The organism is Photobacterium damselae subsp. damselae (assembly GCF_038086725.1).
Taxonomy (GTDB): Bacteria; Pseudomonadota; Gammaproteobacteria; order Enterobacterales; family Vibrionaceae; genus Photobacterium; species Photobacterium damselae.
Genome location: NZ_CP146970.1, coordinates 2,789,918 through 2,804,914 on the forward strand (window position 1 = coordinate 2,789,918; position 14,997 = coordinate 2,804,914).

Below are 14,997 nucleotides of genomic sequence, written 5' to 3' on the forward strand. Positions count from 1 at the left end.
TCGATTATATAATCAGCAAGAAGCTAAATTATAGTACGTCGATTGCGTTAAGGTCTGCAAATGCTTTCTCAAGACGAGCAACCATAGAAGCTTGACCTGCACGTAGCCATACGCGTGGATCGTAGTACTTCTTGTTAGGAGCGTCAGGACCAGTTGGGTTACCGATTTGACCTTGTAGGTAGTCGTGGTTTTCAGCTTCGAACTTACGAACGCCATCCCAGCTTGCCCACTGTGTATCAGTATCGATGTTCATTTTGATAACACCGTAACCGATAGACTCTTGGATTTCAGCTTCAGTAGAACCTGAACCACCGTGGAATACGAAGTTTAGAGAGTTAGCAGGTAGGCCGAACTTCTCTGAACAGTATGCTTGAGAATCACGTAGGATAGTTGGAGTAAGAACAACGTTACCTGGCTTGTAAACACCGTGTACGTTACCGAAAGATGCAGCGATAGTGAAACGTGGGCTGATAGCGTGTAGTTTCTCGTATGCGTATGCAACGTCTTCTGGAGAAGTGTAAAGCTCTGACTGATCCATGTGAGAGTTGTCAACGCCGTCTTCTTCACCACCAGTACAACCTAGTTCGATTTCTAGAGTCATGTTCATCTTAGCCATGCGCTCTAGGTACTTAGAAGAGATTGCGATGTTATCTTCTAGAGACTCTTCAGAAAGGTCGATCATGTGAGAAGAGAATAGAGGCTTACCAGTTTGAGCGAAGAACTCTTCACCAGCGTCTAGTAGACCGTCGATCCATGGAAGAAGTTTCTTAGCAGCGTGGTCAGTGTGAAGAATTACAGGCACACCGTAAGTTTCAGCGATAGCGTGAACATATTTAGCACCAGCTACAGCACCTTTAATTTGTGCTTCTTGACCTTCAAGTTTTAGACCTTTACCAGCGAAGAATGCAGCACCACCGTTAGAGAACTGAACGATAACTGGAGCTTTAACTTTAGCAGCAGCTTCTAGAACACCGTTGATTGTATCAGTGTTAACTACGTTTACAGCTGGAAGAGCAAATTTGTTTTCTTTTGCTACTTCAAATACTTTCTGAACGTCATCGCCAGAAATAACACCAGGTTTTACGAAATCGAAGATCTTAGACATAACAATAGTCCTATTTGCCTTGTTGTCTGTTTAAAATAAAAATCTGTGCAATCGTTTGCGATAGGCTCCTATTTTAGTCGAAGCCGATATGATTCACAAACGATTAAAGCGCGAAAGACTAAGCTTTCGCGCCAGAATCATTATGCTTTAGCGCGAGTCTCAAGCATTTCAACTGCAGGAAGTTTCTTGCCTTCAACGAACTCAAGGAACGCACCGCCACCAGTAGAGATGTAAGATACTTGATCTTTAATACCGTACTTGTCGATAGCTGCTAGAGTATCACCACCACCTGCTACAGAGAAACCTTCAGATTCTGCGATTGCTTTAGCAACAACTTCAGTACCTTTACCAAATTGGTCGATTTCAAATACGCCTACAGGGCCGTTCCATAGGATAGTTTTTGCATCTTTGATGATACGAGCAAGTTCTGCTGCAGAGTCAGGACCGATATCTAGTACCATGTCATCAGCGGCAATTTCAGTTGCTGCTTTTACTGTCGCTTCTGCAGACTCAGAAAACTCTTTTGCACATACAACGTCAGTTGCAACTGGGATGCTAGTTTGAGCCATAAGCTCTTTAGCTGTGTCGATAAGATCTGCTTCGTATAGAGATTTACCAACATCGTTGCCTTCTGCTGCGATGAATGTGTTTGCAATACCACCACCAACAACGATCTGGTCAGCAATCTTAGATAGAGACTCAAGAACAGTTAGTTTAGTAGAAACTTTAGAACCACCAACGATAGCAACCATTGGGCGAGCTGGGTTATCCATTGCTTTGCCAAGTGCTTCTAGTTCGTTAGCTAGTAGAGGACCAGCACACGCGATTGGCGCGAACATACCAACACCGTAAGTTGATGCTTGTGCACGGTGAGCAGTACCGAATGCATCCATTACGAATACATCACAAAGAGCTGCATATTTCTTAGATAGCTCGTCTTCGTTCTTCTTCTCGCCTTTGTTAAAACGAACGTTTTCAAGAACAACTAGCTCACCTGCGTTTAGCTCTAGGCCGTCTAGGTAATCTTTAGCTAGTTTAACGTCACAATCTAGTGCATCGTTTAGGTAGTTAACTACTGGCTGTAGAGAGAACTCTTCTGCATATTCACCTTCAGTTGGGCGGCCTAGGTGAGAAGTAACCATTACTTTAGCGCCCGCTTCTAGGCAGTGCTTGATAGTAGGTAGAGATGCAAGAATACGAGCATCAGAAGTTACTTTGCCATCTTTTACTGGCACGTTAAGGTCAGCACGGATGAATACACGTTTACCTGCTAGATCCAGGTCAGTCATCTTGATTACAGACATGGTTTGTCCTCTCAACATTATTAAAGTTAAAGTTTTGTCGGTTTAGCGTCACTGCCAAACCCTATAATCCTTCGTTAGCTGTCCAAATAGCCGACAGCGTGCATTGCTAACGCAGTATCTAACATACGATTAGCAAAGCCCCATTCATTATCACACCACACCAGCACTTTAACTAAATGCTGATTACTGACACGGGTTTGAGTACCGTCAACAATCGCGCTATGGGGATCGTGATTGAAGTCAATCGAAACCAGTGGTGCTTCTGTATAATCGATGATGCCCTCTAATGTACAACGAGAAGCATTTGATAGTGATTGATTTATGTCATTAACTTTCAAATTTGTTTTAACAGTAACGCTTAAATCCATTGCGGTCACGTTAATTGTGGGCACTCTCACAGAGATCGCCTCAAATTTGTCAGAAAATTTCGGGAAAATACGGCCAATTCCAAGATGAAGTTTAGTATCAACTGGAATAATAGACTGACTTGCAGCTCGAGTTCGGCGCAAATCTGGATGATATGCATCAATCACTTGTTGATCATTCATTGCCGAATGAATCGTGGTAATAGTTCCTGATTCAATGCCAAAGGCTTTATCAAGAACATCAATAATTGGAACAATACAATTGGTGGTGCAAGAACCGTTAGAAACAATACGCTGCGATGGCGTTAGAGAGTCATGGTTAACACCATAGATAATGGTATTGTCGATATCATGAGTAGCAGGATGAGAAAAAAGAACTTTGCGCGCGCCAGCATCAATATGAGCTAAGCCATCAGGACGTGAACCGTAGACACCGGTACAATCTAAGACAATATCGACATCCAATTGATGCCAAGGAAGTTGTTCTATCTGATCATGATGGAGAATAGCGATACGGTCTTGTTGACCATTTTCATGAGTGACAACAAGATGCTCCCGGTCGTATGAGACAGGCTTTGTAAATCGTCCATGGCTGGAATCATATTGTAAAAGGTGAACCATAGCTTCTGGCTCAGCCAATTCATTGACTGCCACGACGTTGATATGTCGGTATTTGTCACTTTCGTACAGTGCTCTTAATACACTGCGACCAATGCGACCAAATCCGTTAATTGCGACTCTTAGTGTCATATCCGTGCTACAAAAATACCAAGCGGCGTTAGTGTATAACATCGAAAAGAGATTATCACTTAAATTGTGAACTAATGATTATTTATTGTAACAACAGATAAGAATCAATAAGTTATAGTTTAAAAATATGTAAAAAATGCAATTTCAGTGACCAATTATGTCTTTTATTTCTACAAATAGATAAAAAAAGGGCCCATTCTCAGGCCCTTTTTTTCACTCAGCGAAATAAATCGTATCACTTTTGAGACACAGATCTCGCCTTGGTCAACAATTTAAGTGCGATTTAATTAAGCAAGTAGCTCTTTTGCAGTATCAACCACGTTTTCTACGGTAAAACCAAATAGCTTAAACAGTTGATCGGCTGGCGCTGATTCACCAAATGATGTCATACCAATGATGCGGCCTTCAAAACCAACATATTTGTACCAGAAGTCTGCAATGCCAGCTTCAACAGCGATACGGGCAGTTACATCAGATGGTAGTACAGATTCACGGTAAGCAGCATCTTGCTTGTCAAATACATCGGTTGCTGGCATAGAGACAACGCGTACTTTACGACCTTCAGCAGTAAGTAGAGCATAAGCCTCTGTTGCAAGTTCAACTTCAGAACCCGTTGCAATCAGAATTAACTCTGGCTTGCCATCACAATCTTTAAGCACATAACCGCCTTTTGTGATGTCTGCTAATTGCTGAGCATCACGCTCTTGTTGAGCTAGGTTTTGGCGAGAGAAGATAAGTGCAGTTGGGCCATCTTTACGCTCGATAGCAAATTTCCAAGCAACAGCTGATTCAACTTGGTCACACGGACGCCATGTGCTCATGTTTGGTGTTAAACGCAGAGAAGCAATTTGTTCAACCGGTTGGTGTGTTGGGCCATCTTCGCCCAAACCGATAGAGTCGTGTGTGTAAACTTGGATGTTTTGCACTTTCATTAGTGCAGCCATGCGCATTGCGTTACGAGCGTATTCCATGAACATTAGGAATGTTGCACCGTATGGTACGAAGCCACCGTGCAGAGCCATACCATTGATAATCGCAGTCATACCAAATTCACGCACACCGTAGTGAATGTAGTTACCCGATGCATCATCAGCGGTTAAAGCTTTAGAGCCCGACCACATAGTTAGGTTTGATGGTGCAAGGTCAGCCGAACCACCCATAAATTCTGGCAGTAATTTACCAAATGCTTCTAGTGCGTTCTGTGATGCTTTACGAGAAGCAATATTCGCTGGGTTTGCTTGCAGATCAGCGATGATTGCCGAGGTTGCTTCTTCCCAGTTTGCAGGTAGTTCGCCATTAACACGACGCTTAAACTCAGCCGCTAATTCTGGGTATTGTGCAGCATATGCCGCAAATTTTTCATCCCAAGCAACTTCTTTTGCACTACCCGCTTCTTTTGCGTCCCACTGAGCATAAATATCAGCAGGAATTTCAAATGGGCCGTGTTCCCAGCCAAGGAATTCACGAGCCGCTTTAATCTCTTCAGCGCCTAGTGGTGCACCGTGACAGTCGTGAGAACCTGCTTTATTTGGTGAACCAAAGCCGATGATGGTTTTCGTACAAATCAGTGTTGGACGTGTAGTTTCTGCTTTTGCCGCTTCAATTGCAGCATTGATTGCTTCAGCATCATGACCATCAACAGCAGGGATAACATGCCAGCCGTATGCTTCAAAACGTTTTGGCGTATCGTCAGAGAACCAACCTTCAACATGACCATCGATAGAAATACCGTTGTCATCCCAAAATGCGATCAATTTACCAAGACCTAGAGTACCTGCTAGAGAACACGCTTCATGAGAAACGCCTTCCATCATACAACCGTCGCCCATAAACACATATGTGTGGTGGTCAACAATATCATGACCTTCGCGGTTAAATTGTGCAGCCAATGCTTTTTCAGCTAATGCCATACCTACAGCATTAGTAATACCTTGGCCTAGAGGACCTGTTGTTGTTTCAACACCTGGTGCATAACCGTATTCTGGGTGACCAGGCGTTTTTGAATGCAGTTGACGGAAGTTTTTCAGATCATCGATAGCTAGATCGTAACCTGTTAAATGAAGCAGAGAGTAGATAAGCATAGAACCATGACCGTTTGATAGGATAAAACGGTCGCGATCAGCCCAATTTGGGTTTTGCGGGTTATGGTTCATATGACCACGCCATAAAACTTCAGCGATATCAGCCATACCCATAGGCGCACCAGGGTGACCAGAATTTGCCTGTTGAACCCCATCCATGCTCAATGCGCGGATTGCATTAGCCAACTGTTTACGAGAAATCGCGTTGCTAGAAGTCATGTCTGCTCCAAGAAATACCTAGACTTATATAAAAGAAGAAAAATGATCTTATTTCCCTTCATCAACGGTGCAATATTGTCGCAAACCCATTTCACCACTGCAAACGATTTCCTGTAAAAAATCGGTACATTTTCAGACAACTAGCAACATTTTTATTAAATTAGCGCGAATAACCAAACAGTTAAGTAATCGTTTGCTTTTATCTATTGGAAACTAAACCTGACACTTATTCCTACTCCTTTCTCTTTTCCCCACAGTTTGTGTTGTTGATTTTATCTCGATTCTGCGTATTATAGACGTCTAGACGGAGGTAGCTCTAAACGTATAACCATACATACGTCACTACTGCTAAGTAAGAGTTCACAGTAAAACGCTACCTAGTTACCTTATTTAAGAAATAAAAAAGTGAGATCTTTCATGGCTAAACACCTGTTTACTTCTGAATCAGTATCAGAAGGTCATCCTGATAAAATCGCAGACCAAATCTCAGATGCGGTACTAGATGCAATTTTAGAACAAGACCCGAAAGCACGTGTGGCGTGTGAGACTTACGTAAAAACCGGTATGGTGATGGTTGGTGGTGAGATCACTACTTCTGCTTGGGTTGATATTGAAGAACTGACTCGCGAAACTGTTCGTGAAATTGGTTATGTTCATTCGGATATGGGCTTTGATGCAAACTCTTGCGCTATCTTAAACACCATCGGTAAGCAATCACCAGATATTAACCAAGGTGTTGATAAGACAGATCCTAAAGAACAAGGTGCTGGTGACCAAGGTATTATGTTTGGTTATGCAACTAACGAAACTGATGTGCTAATGCCAGCTCCTATTACTTATTCTCACCTACTAATGCAGCGTCAAGCAGAAGTACGTAAGAATGGTACCCTACCATGGCTTCGTCCTGATGCTAAATCTCAGGTAACGTTCCAATACGACAACGGTAAGATTGTAGGTATCGATGCAGTAGTGCTTTCTACTCAGCATAGCGATTCAATCTCAACACCGGATCTTCGTGAAGCGGTAATGGAAGAGATCATTAAGCCAGTCCTACCTGCTGAATGGTTAAGCCGTGATACTAAGTATTTCATCAACCCAACAGGTCGCTTCGTTATCGGTGGACCAATGGGTGACTGTGGTCTAACAGGTCGTAAGATCATCGTTGATACATACGGCGGTGCAGCTCGTCACGGTGGCGGTGCATTCTCTGGTAAAGATCCATCAAAAGTTGACCGTAGTGCTGCTTATGCTGCTCGTTATGTTGCGAAAAATATCGTTGCGGCAGGCATGGCAGATCGCTGTGAAATCCAGCTTTCTTACGCAATCGGTGTGGCAGATCCAACATCTATCATGGTAGAAACTTTTGGTACTGAAAAAGTAGCACAAGAGATCATCATCGAAGCAGTACGTCAGCACTTTGACCTACGCCCATACGGCCTACAAGAGATGCTAAATCTTCTTCAGCCTATTTATAAGAAGACTGCAGCATACGGTCACTTTGGCCGTGAAGAGTTCCCTTGGGAAAAAACAGATAAAGTTGCAGCGCTGCGTGACTTCGCTAAATTAAGCTAAGTCAGCCGTTAAAGACCCAAATTTAAAAGGGAGCTTGCGAGCTCCCTTTTTGCATTAAATTGATTTATTCTAATCAAGTGTCTCCCCTTTTCACTTCATCGTATGTCAGCTCTACAACAACAGATCATTGCCCAAGTTACTCATTGTATTCAGCACGCCAATACTCGATTGCAAAAGCATTTTTCAGTCCCTAAAGTCACCTTTACCCAGCGCGGTAAGATTGCCGGTAGTGCCCGACTGCAGAGCTGGGAAGTACGGTTTAATCCGGTGCTATTACAAGAAAATCCTGACGCTTTTATTAATCATGTTGTCCCCCATGAGATTGCTCACCTCATCGTATTTAAACTGTTTGGTCGAGTAAAACCCCATGGTCGAGAGTGGCAATTAATCATGACTCAAGTGTTTAATATTCCCGCTCAAGCCACCCACAGTTTTGATGTTTCTTCAGTTCAAGGTCGAATCTATCTCTACGATTGCCAGTGCCAAGAGCATCAATTGAGTATTCGTCGTCATAATAAAATTCAGCGCCAACAAGCGGTATATCACTGCCGAAGTTGCAAACAACCACTCAAAGCCCGCCAATAGAAATCACTAGAATAAATCGCAAACTTACTTATTTATAACGCGATCTATCCTCTTTTATGGTGTAATTGTGCTAACTCACAATACATCTTGATGTGATATCACTCGCATTAAATAAGTAAAAGGACCGGATATGAGACCATCCCTGCGCTTGTTGGTACTCGGCGCACTATTACCGCTTACAGCATTTGCCAAAGCACCCGCTAACTTCTCCAGCGCTAAGCGTGTCGCTTCTGAGCTATACCAAGAGCATCCCATTACGTTTTACTGTGGCTGTGATATTAAATGGCAGGGTAAAAAAATGGTGCCCGACCTTGAAAGTTGTGGCTATCAAGTCCGTAAACAGGAAAAACGAGCAAACCGAATTGAGTGGGAGCATGTTGTTCCAGCATGGCAATTTGGTCACCAATTACAGTGTTGGCAAAATGGCGGACGCAAAGAGTGTGGCAAAGATAAAACATTCAAAAAAATGGAGTCGGATCTGCATAACTTGACCCCAGCTATTGGTGAAGTCAACGGCGATCGTTCTAATTTCCAATTTATGCCGTGGAATGGCAATGAAGGCGCTTATTATGGTCAATGTGAAATGAAAATTGACTTTAAAGGTCGTCGAGCCGATCCACCAACACGAGCCCGTGGAGCCATTGCTCGTACCTATCTATATATGAACAACAAATACAAATTTAACCTATCAAAACAGCAACGACGCCTGATGGAAGCCTGGGATAAAATGTATCCAGTGACAGCGTGGGAATGCCAACGTGACCGTGAAATTGCAAAAATTCAAGGTAATCACAACCCATTTGTACACAACGCCTGTCAAACCGCTAAATTATAATTGAAACAACAACCCAGTGAGCCCCACACTCACTGGGTGTTTTATTCTTTACCATTACGATTTGATCTGTTGTGATTCGTGATACTATTTATCCCTTAACAAGATTATAAACATAGGTTGATCAGCGCCTCATGAGAATTCCACGTATTTACCACCCAGAATCGTTACCAAGCCAAGGCTCAGTTATGTTGAGTGACGATGCGGCAAACCATGTTGGTCGCGTTATGCGAATGCAAGCAGGTCAAGAAATCATGCTGTTTGATGGAAGTAATGCTGAATTTCCCGCGATCATCACCAATGCCAGTAAAAAGAACGTTGAAGTTGAAATCCAACAACGTATTGAATGCAGCATTGAGTCGCCACTGAATATCCATTTAGGTCAGGTTGTCTCTCGTGGCGAAAAAATGGAATTTACCATTCAAAAGTCGGTCGAATTAGGCGTAAATACCATTACCCCACTGATTTCTGAACGTTGTGGCGTAAAACTTAACGGCGAACGTTTTGATAAAAAACTGGCGCAATGGCAAAAAATTGCGATTGCTGCGTGTGAACAGAGTGGCCGTAATGTGGTCCCTGAGATCCGCCCAATTATGAAATTAGAAGACTGGTGTGCAGAAGAATTTTCCGGGTTGAAACTGAATCTTCATCCTCGAGCGAAATACTCAATTAATACTCTGCCAACACCTGTTACTGATGTTCGTCTCTTAATTGGCCCAGAAGGCGGCCTCTCTAGTGATGAAATCGATATGACAGAAAATTATAACTTTGATGAGATATTGCTAGGTCCTCGCGTATTACGAACTGAGACCGCAGCAATGACAGCCATCACCGCACTGCAAGTTCGCTTTGGTGATTTAGGCTAATCCACAACAAGGAGATACTAATGATCAAACTGGGTATTGTGATGGACCCTATCGAGTCTATCAATATCAAGAAAGATTCAAGCTTTGCTATGATGATGGAAGCTCAGCGCCGCGGCTGGGAAATCCACTACATGGAAATGAATGACTTGTCATTAGAGCAAGGTCAAGCGGTTGCGCGTACTCGTGTGGTTAGCTTAAAAGAAGATCCAAATGGTTGGTTTGAATTCCAATCAGAGCAAGAGATCGCGCTATCTGAACTAGATGCCGTTTTAATGCGTAAAGATCCTCCATTTGATACCGAATACATCTACGCAACATATATCTTAGAGCGTGCAGAAGTTGAAGGTACACTTATCGTCAATAAGCCTCAAAGCTTACGTGATTGTAACGAAAAACTTTTTACCGCTTGGTTCCCAGAGCTAACGCCAACCACTATGGTGACGCGCCGTGCCGATAAGATCAAAGCTTTCCACCAGCAACACGGTGATGTGATCTTAAAACCGCTTGATGGTATGGGTGGCTCTTCTATTTTCCGCGTAATGAATGGTGATCCAAACGTTTCGGTTATCATCGAGACCCTAACAAACATGGGACAAAATTACTGTATGGCACAAACCTTTGTTCCAGATATCAGTAATGGTGATAAGCGTATCTTAGTGGTTGATGGTGAACCAATGCCATACTGCCTAGCGCGTATTCCTGCTAAAGGGGAAACTCGCGGTAATCTAGCGGCTGGCGGTCGTGGTGAAGCTCGCCCACTGAGCGAAACAGATCGTCGTATCGCAGAAGCTGTAGCCCCAACACTCAAAGAAAAAGGCCTTATCTTTGTTGGCCTTGATGTGATTGGCGATAAGCTAACTGAAATCAATGTAACGAGCCCAACCTGTATTCGAGAAATCGAAGCGGCATTTGATATCTCAATTACAGGTAAATTGATGGATGCGATTGAACGCCGACTTGGCCGTTAATCTCTCATCAAAGTTTCGTAAATCAATCAAACGCAGCACTTATTGCTGCGTTTTTTATTCTTTATCGAAAACCAATACCAATTATGGCTAAGACTCGGCATACTAATAACACGGTAAGACAACTCTGTCTCATTTGTGTTTTGGGAAACCTTCATGAACCTCACCAACCATTTTTTAATTGCGATGCCATCGCTACAGCAGACACTGTTTGAAAAAACGGTTATTTATATTTGTGAGCATAATGAAGATGGGGCGATGGGCGTTATCATCAACCAACCTATCGATGTATCCATTGCTGAAATGTTCGAAAAGATCGAAGTAGAACCAAGTTATTTGATCACTCAGCCAAGTAAACTCACCGCGCAAGTCCTTAATGGCGGGCCTGTTTCCGAAGATCGTGGTTTCGTTTTGCATTCAGGCCATCACAACTATACTTCAAGTATTTTAATTACAGACCAACTTGCTCTTACCACATCGCTTGATGTGCTCTCTGAGTTAGGATCTTCTCAAGGTCCGCAACAATTTCTGGTGGCATTAGGTTATGCGGGCTGGGATGCGGGACAATTAGAGCAAGAACTGGCAGAAAATAGTTGGTTAACCGTTGAAGCCGATCCTGAGATCATTTTTAATACCCCACTTAATCAACGCTGGCAGCACGCCATTAGTAAAATGGGCTTTACTGCCAGTCAGCTTTCAACAGATGTAGGACACGCATGAGTCAATCTCGTACAGTATTAGCTTTTGATTACGGCACAAAAAGTATCGGTGTTGCTATCGGGCAAGAAATCACAGGTACCGCTCAACCATTAAAAGCCCTTAAAGCGCGCGATGGGATTCCAAGTTGGGAAGCCATTGAGCAAATTCTAAAAGAGTGGCAGCCAGATTTAGTCGTCGTTGGCCTACCGCTTGATATGTCTGGTCATGAACTCGAAACCATCACGCCACGAGCGAAAAAATTTGCCAATCGTCTGCATGGCCGTTTTGGTTGTCAGGTAGAACTCCACGATGAGCGTTTATCAACAGCAGAAGCTCGTGCTGAACTGTTTGAGTTTGGTGGTTACCGTAATCTAAGTAAAGGCAACATTGACTCACAGTCAGCGGTTGTCATTTTAGAAAGCTGGTTTGAAAACCAATATTAATCTGCAAATTTTTATCCGATCTTTTTCCTAAGCAGCAGATCTCTTTCTGCTGCTTAAATCCACTTTTGATCAACAAAGATCATCCTTTACAGCCAAAAGCTGACCACTCCTTAAACATTCTGAGTTGATCTTCCCCAAACCCGCAGCAGATCTATTGTGTACAGCTTGTACAGCTTTTAGACTATTTGTACTCAAAAACCCCATTTGCTGAACAATAAAAAAGGCATCGAACTTATACAATAATAAATTCAATACCTTATATCTTATTGTAAACTTATTTACTTTTTAGCCTATGATGACCTATTAGTAAGTAGATCATCATGAACCTTAATTAAAATCTACCGTAACCCCATCCAACGCATTGATCGCCGTTTTATCTTTACTCCCTACTTTGATCATTAAACGTAAATCATTTGGAGAATCCGCATGATGAAGAGCATCTTGTTCTGTAATGGCACCTTTAGTGAATAACTCATACAACGATTGATCAAAAGTCATCATTCCCGATTCACCTGATTTGGCCATCACATCTTTGATCTCATAAAGTTCACCACGACGAATAAGATCCGCCACTCGCGGTGTATTAATTAACAGTTCAAAGGCAGCATGCCGTCCTTGACCATGAGCATCAGGGATAAGTTGCTGAGCTAAAATGCATTTAAGGTTCAAGGATAAATCAAACAAAAACTGATGTTGCCGCTCTTTCGGTACCAGATGCAGAATGCGCTCTAACGCTTGGTTAGCATTATTGGCATGCAATGTGGCCATACATAAATGACCGGTTTCTGCAAAATTCATCGCATATTCCATCGTCTCTTGCGTACGAATTTCGCCGATTAAGATCATATCAGGCGCTTGTCGCAAAGAGTTCTTAAGCGCCACTTCATAACTCTCAGTATCGAGACCAACTTCACGCTGAGTCACTATGCATTTATCGTGTTTGTGGACAAATTCAATCGGATCTTCAACCGTTAAAATATGGCCACTGCGATTTTGATTTCGAAACCCGGTCATTGCCGCCATCGAAGTCGATTTACCCGACCCTGTTGCACCAACCACTAAAACTAAACCGCGTTTAGCTAGAGCCATTTTTTGCATATCCATCGGCAATTTCAGGCTAAAGATATCTGGAATATCGGTTTCAATCCGACGAACAACCATGCCGGGTAATTCTCGCTGCCAAAACGCACTAACACGAAACCGCCAATCGCCCCGAACTAAAGCAAAATTCGCTTCTCGGGTATCAACAAACTCTTGATATAAAGCACTGTCCATCGCCTCATCAAACAGTAAATCAACCCCAGTACGATCTAACGTATCGCCAATGGGATGCAACACACCATCCACTTTTAATAGGCACGGAGAATCCACGGTGATATAGAGATCCGACGCTTTACGTTCAACAACCTGATTTAAAATTTCTTGTAGTTTCATCCCATCAACTCTTAGATCTGTTGGGCACTGTCGACTATACGACGACCTTCTTCTGCTTCCACTAGTCCTTGGGCAACCAGCATCTTCACACTCTGTTCCATTGTCTGCATTCCCATTGCCGATCCGGTTTGGATCATGGAATACATCTGAGCAATCTTATCTTCACGGATCAAATTTCGAATCGCAGGGGTTGCCATCATGATCTCATGGGAAGCCACACGACCACCGCTAATGCATTTCAACAAACTTTGGGAAACCACTGCACGTAATGACTCAGATAACATGGAGCGAACCATGGATTTATCACTACCAGGAAATACATCGATAATACGGTCAATACTTTTGGCTGCGGAACTTGTGTGTAGCGTACCTAAAACCAAGTGTCCGGTTTCTGCAGCAGTTAACGCTAAACTGATGGTCTCTTGATCACGCAATTCCCCCACAACAATCACATCGGGATCTTCACGTAATGCCGAACGCAAAGCGGCTTGAAAACTGTGGGTATCACGATGCACTTCTCGTTGGTTAATCAAACAACGTTTACTGTGATGCACAAATTCAATTGGATCTTCAATCGTGAGGATATGACGATTGGTATGCTCATTAATATAATCAACCAATGCCGCAATGGTGGTGGATTTACCAGAACCTGTAGCCCCTGTAACTAATACCAATCCACGCTGACATTGTGCTATTTTGTAGAAAACATCGGGCACATTCAGAGATTCCAAGGTTGGAATGGTCATAGGGATAGTACGAAAGACCGCAGAACAACCTCGAGATTGGTGAAAGGCGTTAACACGAAAACGGCCAACATCGGGTAATTCAAATGAGAAGTCGACTTCCAACTCTTCTTCAAATTGACGACGCTGGGCATCATTCATGATATCAAAAATCAGACGATGAACCTCTGAGTGCTCTAATGCAGGTAAACTTAACTTGCGTACATCACCATCTACACGGATCATAGGTGGAACACCTGCTGAAAGATGCAGATCCGATGCGTTATGTTTTACACTGAAGTCTAATAATTCGGTGATATCCATACTTTTTCCTTAAGACGTAATTATGACTAGTATCAAACAAAATATTGAGCAGGTCATCAGTGAGATTGATGCTGCAGCAAAAAAATGCGGTCGAACCGCCGATTCTGTGCAACTTCTAGCCGTGAGTAAAACCAAACCAATCGCGGCGCTCGAAGAAGCAATTCAAGCGGGCCAATTTGCTTTTGGTGAAAACTACGTCCAAGAAGGTGTCGAAAAAATTGAACACTTCCGCGCTCATCCTCAAGCCGATGCGCTTACTTGGCACTTTATCGGCCCGCTACAATCAAATAAAAGCCGCCCGGTTGCAGAAAATTTTGATTGGGTTCATTCAGTTGATCGCCTTAAAATTGCTCAACGACTCAATGACCAGCGACCAACCGATCTGCCACCACTAAACGTATTACTGCAAATTAATACCAGCGGAGAGGCAAGTAAGTCAGGTCTGGACTTTGAACAAGTAGCAGAGCTGGCTAATCAAGTCGCTCAAATGCCAAATCTGGTTTTACGTGGTTTAATGTCGATTCCAGAACAAGCTGATGACTACGAGAGTCAATTGGCTGCTTTTCGCTCTCTGGCACAAGCACTAGAGCAACTTAAACCCCTGCACCCTCAACTGGATACATTATCTATGGGTATGAGTGGTGATATGGATGCCGCAATCGCAGCAGGTAGCACCATAGTTCGTATTGGTACGGCTATTTTTGGCGCTCGCAATTATAACTAAGTTAAGG

General features: G+C 43.1%; 14 protein-coding genes. 8 read left to right on the forward strand and 6 right to left on the reverse strand.

Features of this window, described 5'->3' with window-relative positions; translation table 11 throughout:
* Positions 1–28: 28 nt before the first annotated feature.
* From fbaA to tkt, 4 genes are all read right to left on the reverse strand, one after another.
* The gene (gene fbaA, locus WAX86_RS12665) at positions 29–1,105 is read right to left on the reverse strand and encodes a class II fructose-bisphosphate aldolase (RefSeq protein WP_044174442.1); all 1,077 of its coding nucleotides are present in this window, start codon (positions 1,103–1,105) and stop codon (positions 29–31) included.
* Between the two features lie 140 nt (positions 1,106–1,245).
* Positions 1,246–2,409 carry a phosphoglycerate kinase gene (locus tag WAX86_RS12670; protein ID WP_065170679.1) on the reverse strand — a complete coding sequence of 388 codons (1,164 nt, stop codon included), beginning with the start codon at positions 2,407–2,409 and terminating at the stop codon, positions 1,246–1,248.
* Between the two features lie 74 nt (positions 2,410–2,483).
* Complete coding sequence (gene epd, locus WAX86_RS12675) at positions 2,484–3,524, reverse strand: erythrose-4-phosphate dehydrogenase (RefSeq protein ID WP_341488871.1); 1,041 nt, start codon at positions 3,522–3,524, stop codon at positions 2,484–2,486.
* Between the two features lie 287 nt (positions 3,525–3,811).
* Entirely contained in the window at positions 3,812–5,824 is a 2,013-nt protein-coding gene (gene tkt, locus WAX86_RS12680; protein ID WP_005297704.1) for a transketolase, read from the reverse strand.
* Positions 5,825–6,241: 417 nt separating this feature from the next.
* Between tkt and metK the strand changes: the two genes are divergently transcribed.
* The 7 genes from metK (at position 6,242) to ruvX (ending at position 11,786) form a co-directional block, all read left to right on the forward strand.
* The gene (metK, locus tag WAX86_RS12685; RefSeq protein WP_069531140.1) at positions 6,242–7,396 is read left to right on the forward strand and encodes a methionine adenosyltransferase; all 1,155 of its coding nucleotides are present in this window, start codon (positions 6,242–6,244) and stop codon (positions 7,394–7,396) included.
* A 102-nt stretch (positions 7,397–7,498) separates the two neighbouring features.
* On the forward strand, positions 7,499–7,981 hold the full coding sequence (locus WAX86_RS12690) for a SprT family zinc-dependent metalloprotease (RefSeq protein ID WP_341488872.1): 483 nt from the start codon (positions 7,499–7,501) through the stop codon (positions 7,979–7,981).
* 130 nt (positions 7,982–8,111) lie between these two features.
* Positions 8,112–8,816: a deoxyribonuclease I gene (endA, locus tag WAX86_RS12695; protein WP_005297700.1), complete on the forward strand. Its 705-nt coding sequence runs from the start codon at positions 8,112–8,114 to the stop codon at positions 8,814–8,816.
* 131 nt (positions 8,817–8,947) lie between these two features.
* On the forward strand, positions 8,948–9,679 hold the full coding sequence (gene rsmE, locus WAX86_RS12700; protein ID WP_044174434.1) for a 16S rRNA (uracil(1498)-N(3))-methyltransferase: 732 nt from the start codon (positions 8,948–8,950) through the stop codon (positions 9,677–9,679).
* A 20-nt stretch (positions 9,680–9,699) separates the two neighbouring features.
* Positions 9,700–10,647, forward strand: a complete 948-nt coding sequence (gene gshB / locus WAX86_RS12705) for a glutathione synthase (RefSeq protein ID WP_341488873.1) — start codon at positions 9,700–9,702, stop codon at positions 10,645–10,647.
* A 153-nt stretch (positions 10,648–10,800) separates the two neighbouring features.
* Positions 10,801–11,364 (forward strand): YqgE/AlgH family protein, encoded by a 564-nt coding sequence (locus WAX86_RS12710; RefSeq protein ID WP_341488874.1) that lies wholly within the window; start codon positions 10,801–10,803, stop codon positions 11,362–11,364.
* Positions 11,361–11,786, forward strand: coding sequence for a Holliday junction resolvase RuvX (ruvX, locus tag WAX86_RS12715; RefSeq protein ID WP_005297693.1), 426 nt, complete (start codon positions 11,361–11,363; stop codon positions 11,784–11,786). Before WAX86_RS12710 ends, ruvX begins: the two co-directional genes overlap by 4 nt.
* A 327-nt stretch (positions 11,787–12,113) precedes the next feature.
* On the opposite strand, the gene WAX86_RS12720 is transcribed toward ruvX, so the two are convergent.
* Positions 12,114–13,220, reverse strand: a complete 1,107-nt coding sequence (locus WAX86_RS12720) for a PilT/PilU family type 4a pilus ATPase (RefSeq protein WP_005297691.1) — start codon at positions 13,218–13,220, stop codon at positions 12,114–12,116.
* A gap of 11 nt (positions 13,221–13,231) precedes the next feature.
* The gene (locus tag WAX86_RS12725) at positions 13,232–14,266 is read right to left on the reverse strand and encodes a type IV pilus twitching motility protein PilT (RefSeq protein ID WP_005297689.1); all 1,035 of its coding nucleotides are present in this window, start codon (positions 14,264–14,266) and stop codon (positions 13,232–13,234) included.
* Positions 14,267–14,288: 22 nt separating this feature from the next.
* Here WAX86_RS12725 and WAX86_RS12730 point away from each other — a divergent pair, with 22 nt between their 5' ends.
* Entirely contained in the window at positions 14,289–14,990 is a 702-nt protein-coding gene (locus WAX86_RS12730; protein WP_341488875.1) for a YggS family pyridoxal phosphate-dependent enzyme, read from the forward strand.
* The last annotated feature ends 7 nt before the right edge of the window (positions 14,991–14,997 follow it).

Excerpts from the sequence above, each read along its gene's own strand:
- WAX86_RS12710 (WP_341488874.1), top strand. The coding sequence starts at position 10,801 with ATGAACCTCACCAACCATTTTTTAATTGCGATGCCATCGCTACAGCAG.
- WAX86_RS12730 (WP_341488875.1), top strand. The coding sequence starts at position 14,289 with ATGACTAGTATCAAACAAAATATTGAGCAGGTCATCAGTGAGATTGAT.
- ruvX (WP_005297693.1), top strand. The coding sequence starts at position 11,361 with ATGAGTCAATCTCGTACAGTATTAGCTTTTGATTACGGCACAAAAAGT.
- tkt (WP_005297704.1), bottom strand. The coding sequence starts at position 5,824 with ATGACTTCTAGCAACGCGATTTCTCGTAAACAGTTGGCTAATGCAATC.
- metK (WP_069531140.1), top strand. The coding sequence starts at position 6,242 with ATGGCTAAACACCTGTTTACTTCTGAATCAGTATCAGAAGGTCATCCT.
- rsmE (WP_044174434.1), top strand. The coding sequence starts at position 8,948 with ATGAGAATTCCACGTATTTACCACCCAGAATCGTTACCAAGCCAAGGC.
- gshB (WP_341488873.1), top strand. The coding sequence starts at position 9,700 with ATGATCAAACTGGGTATTGTGATGGACCCTATCGAGTCTATCAATATC.
- endA (WP_005297700.1), top strand. The coding sequence starts at position 8,112 with ATGAGACCATCCCTGCGCTTGTTGGTACTCGGCGCACTATTACCGCTT.
- fbaA (WP_044174442.1), bottom strand. The coding sequence starts at position 1,105 with ATGTCTAAGATCTTCGATTTCGTAAAACCTGGTGTTATTTCTGGCGAT.
- WAX86_RS12720 (WP_005297691.1), bottom strand. The coding sequence starts at position 13,220 with ATGAAACTACAAGAAATTTTAAATCAGGTTGTTGAACGTAAAGCGTCG.
- WAX86_RS12690 (WP_341488872.1), top strand. The coding sequence starts at position 7,499 with ATGTCAGCTCTACAACAACAGATCATTGCCCAAGTTACTCATTGTATT.
- epd (WP_341488871.1), bottom strand. The coding sequence starts at position 3,524 with ATGACACTAAGAGTCGCAATTAACGGATTTGGTCGCATTGGTCGCAGT.
- WAX86_RS12725 (WP_005297689.1), bottom strand. The coding sequence starts at position 14,266 with ATGGATATCACCGAATTATTAGACTTCAGTGTAAAACATAACGCATCG.
- WAX86_RS12670 (WP_065170679.1), bottom strand. The coding sequence starts at position 2,409 with ATGTCTGTAATCAAGATGACTGACCTGGATCTAGCAGGTAAACGTGTA.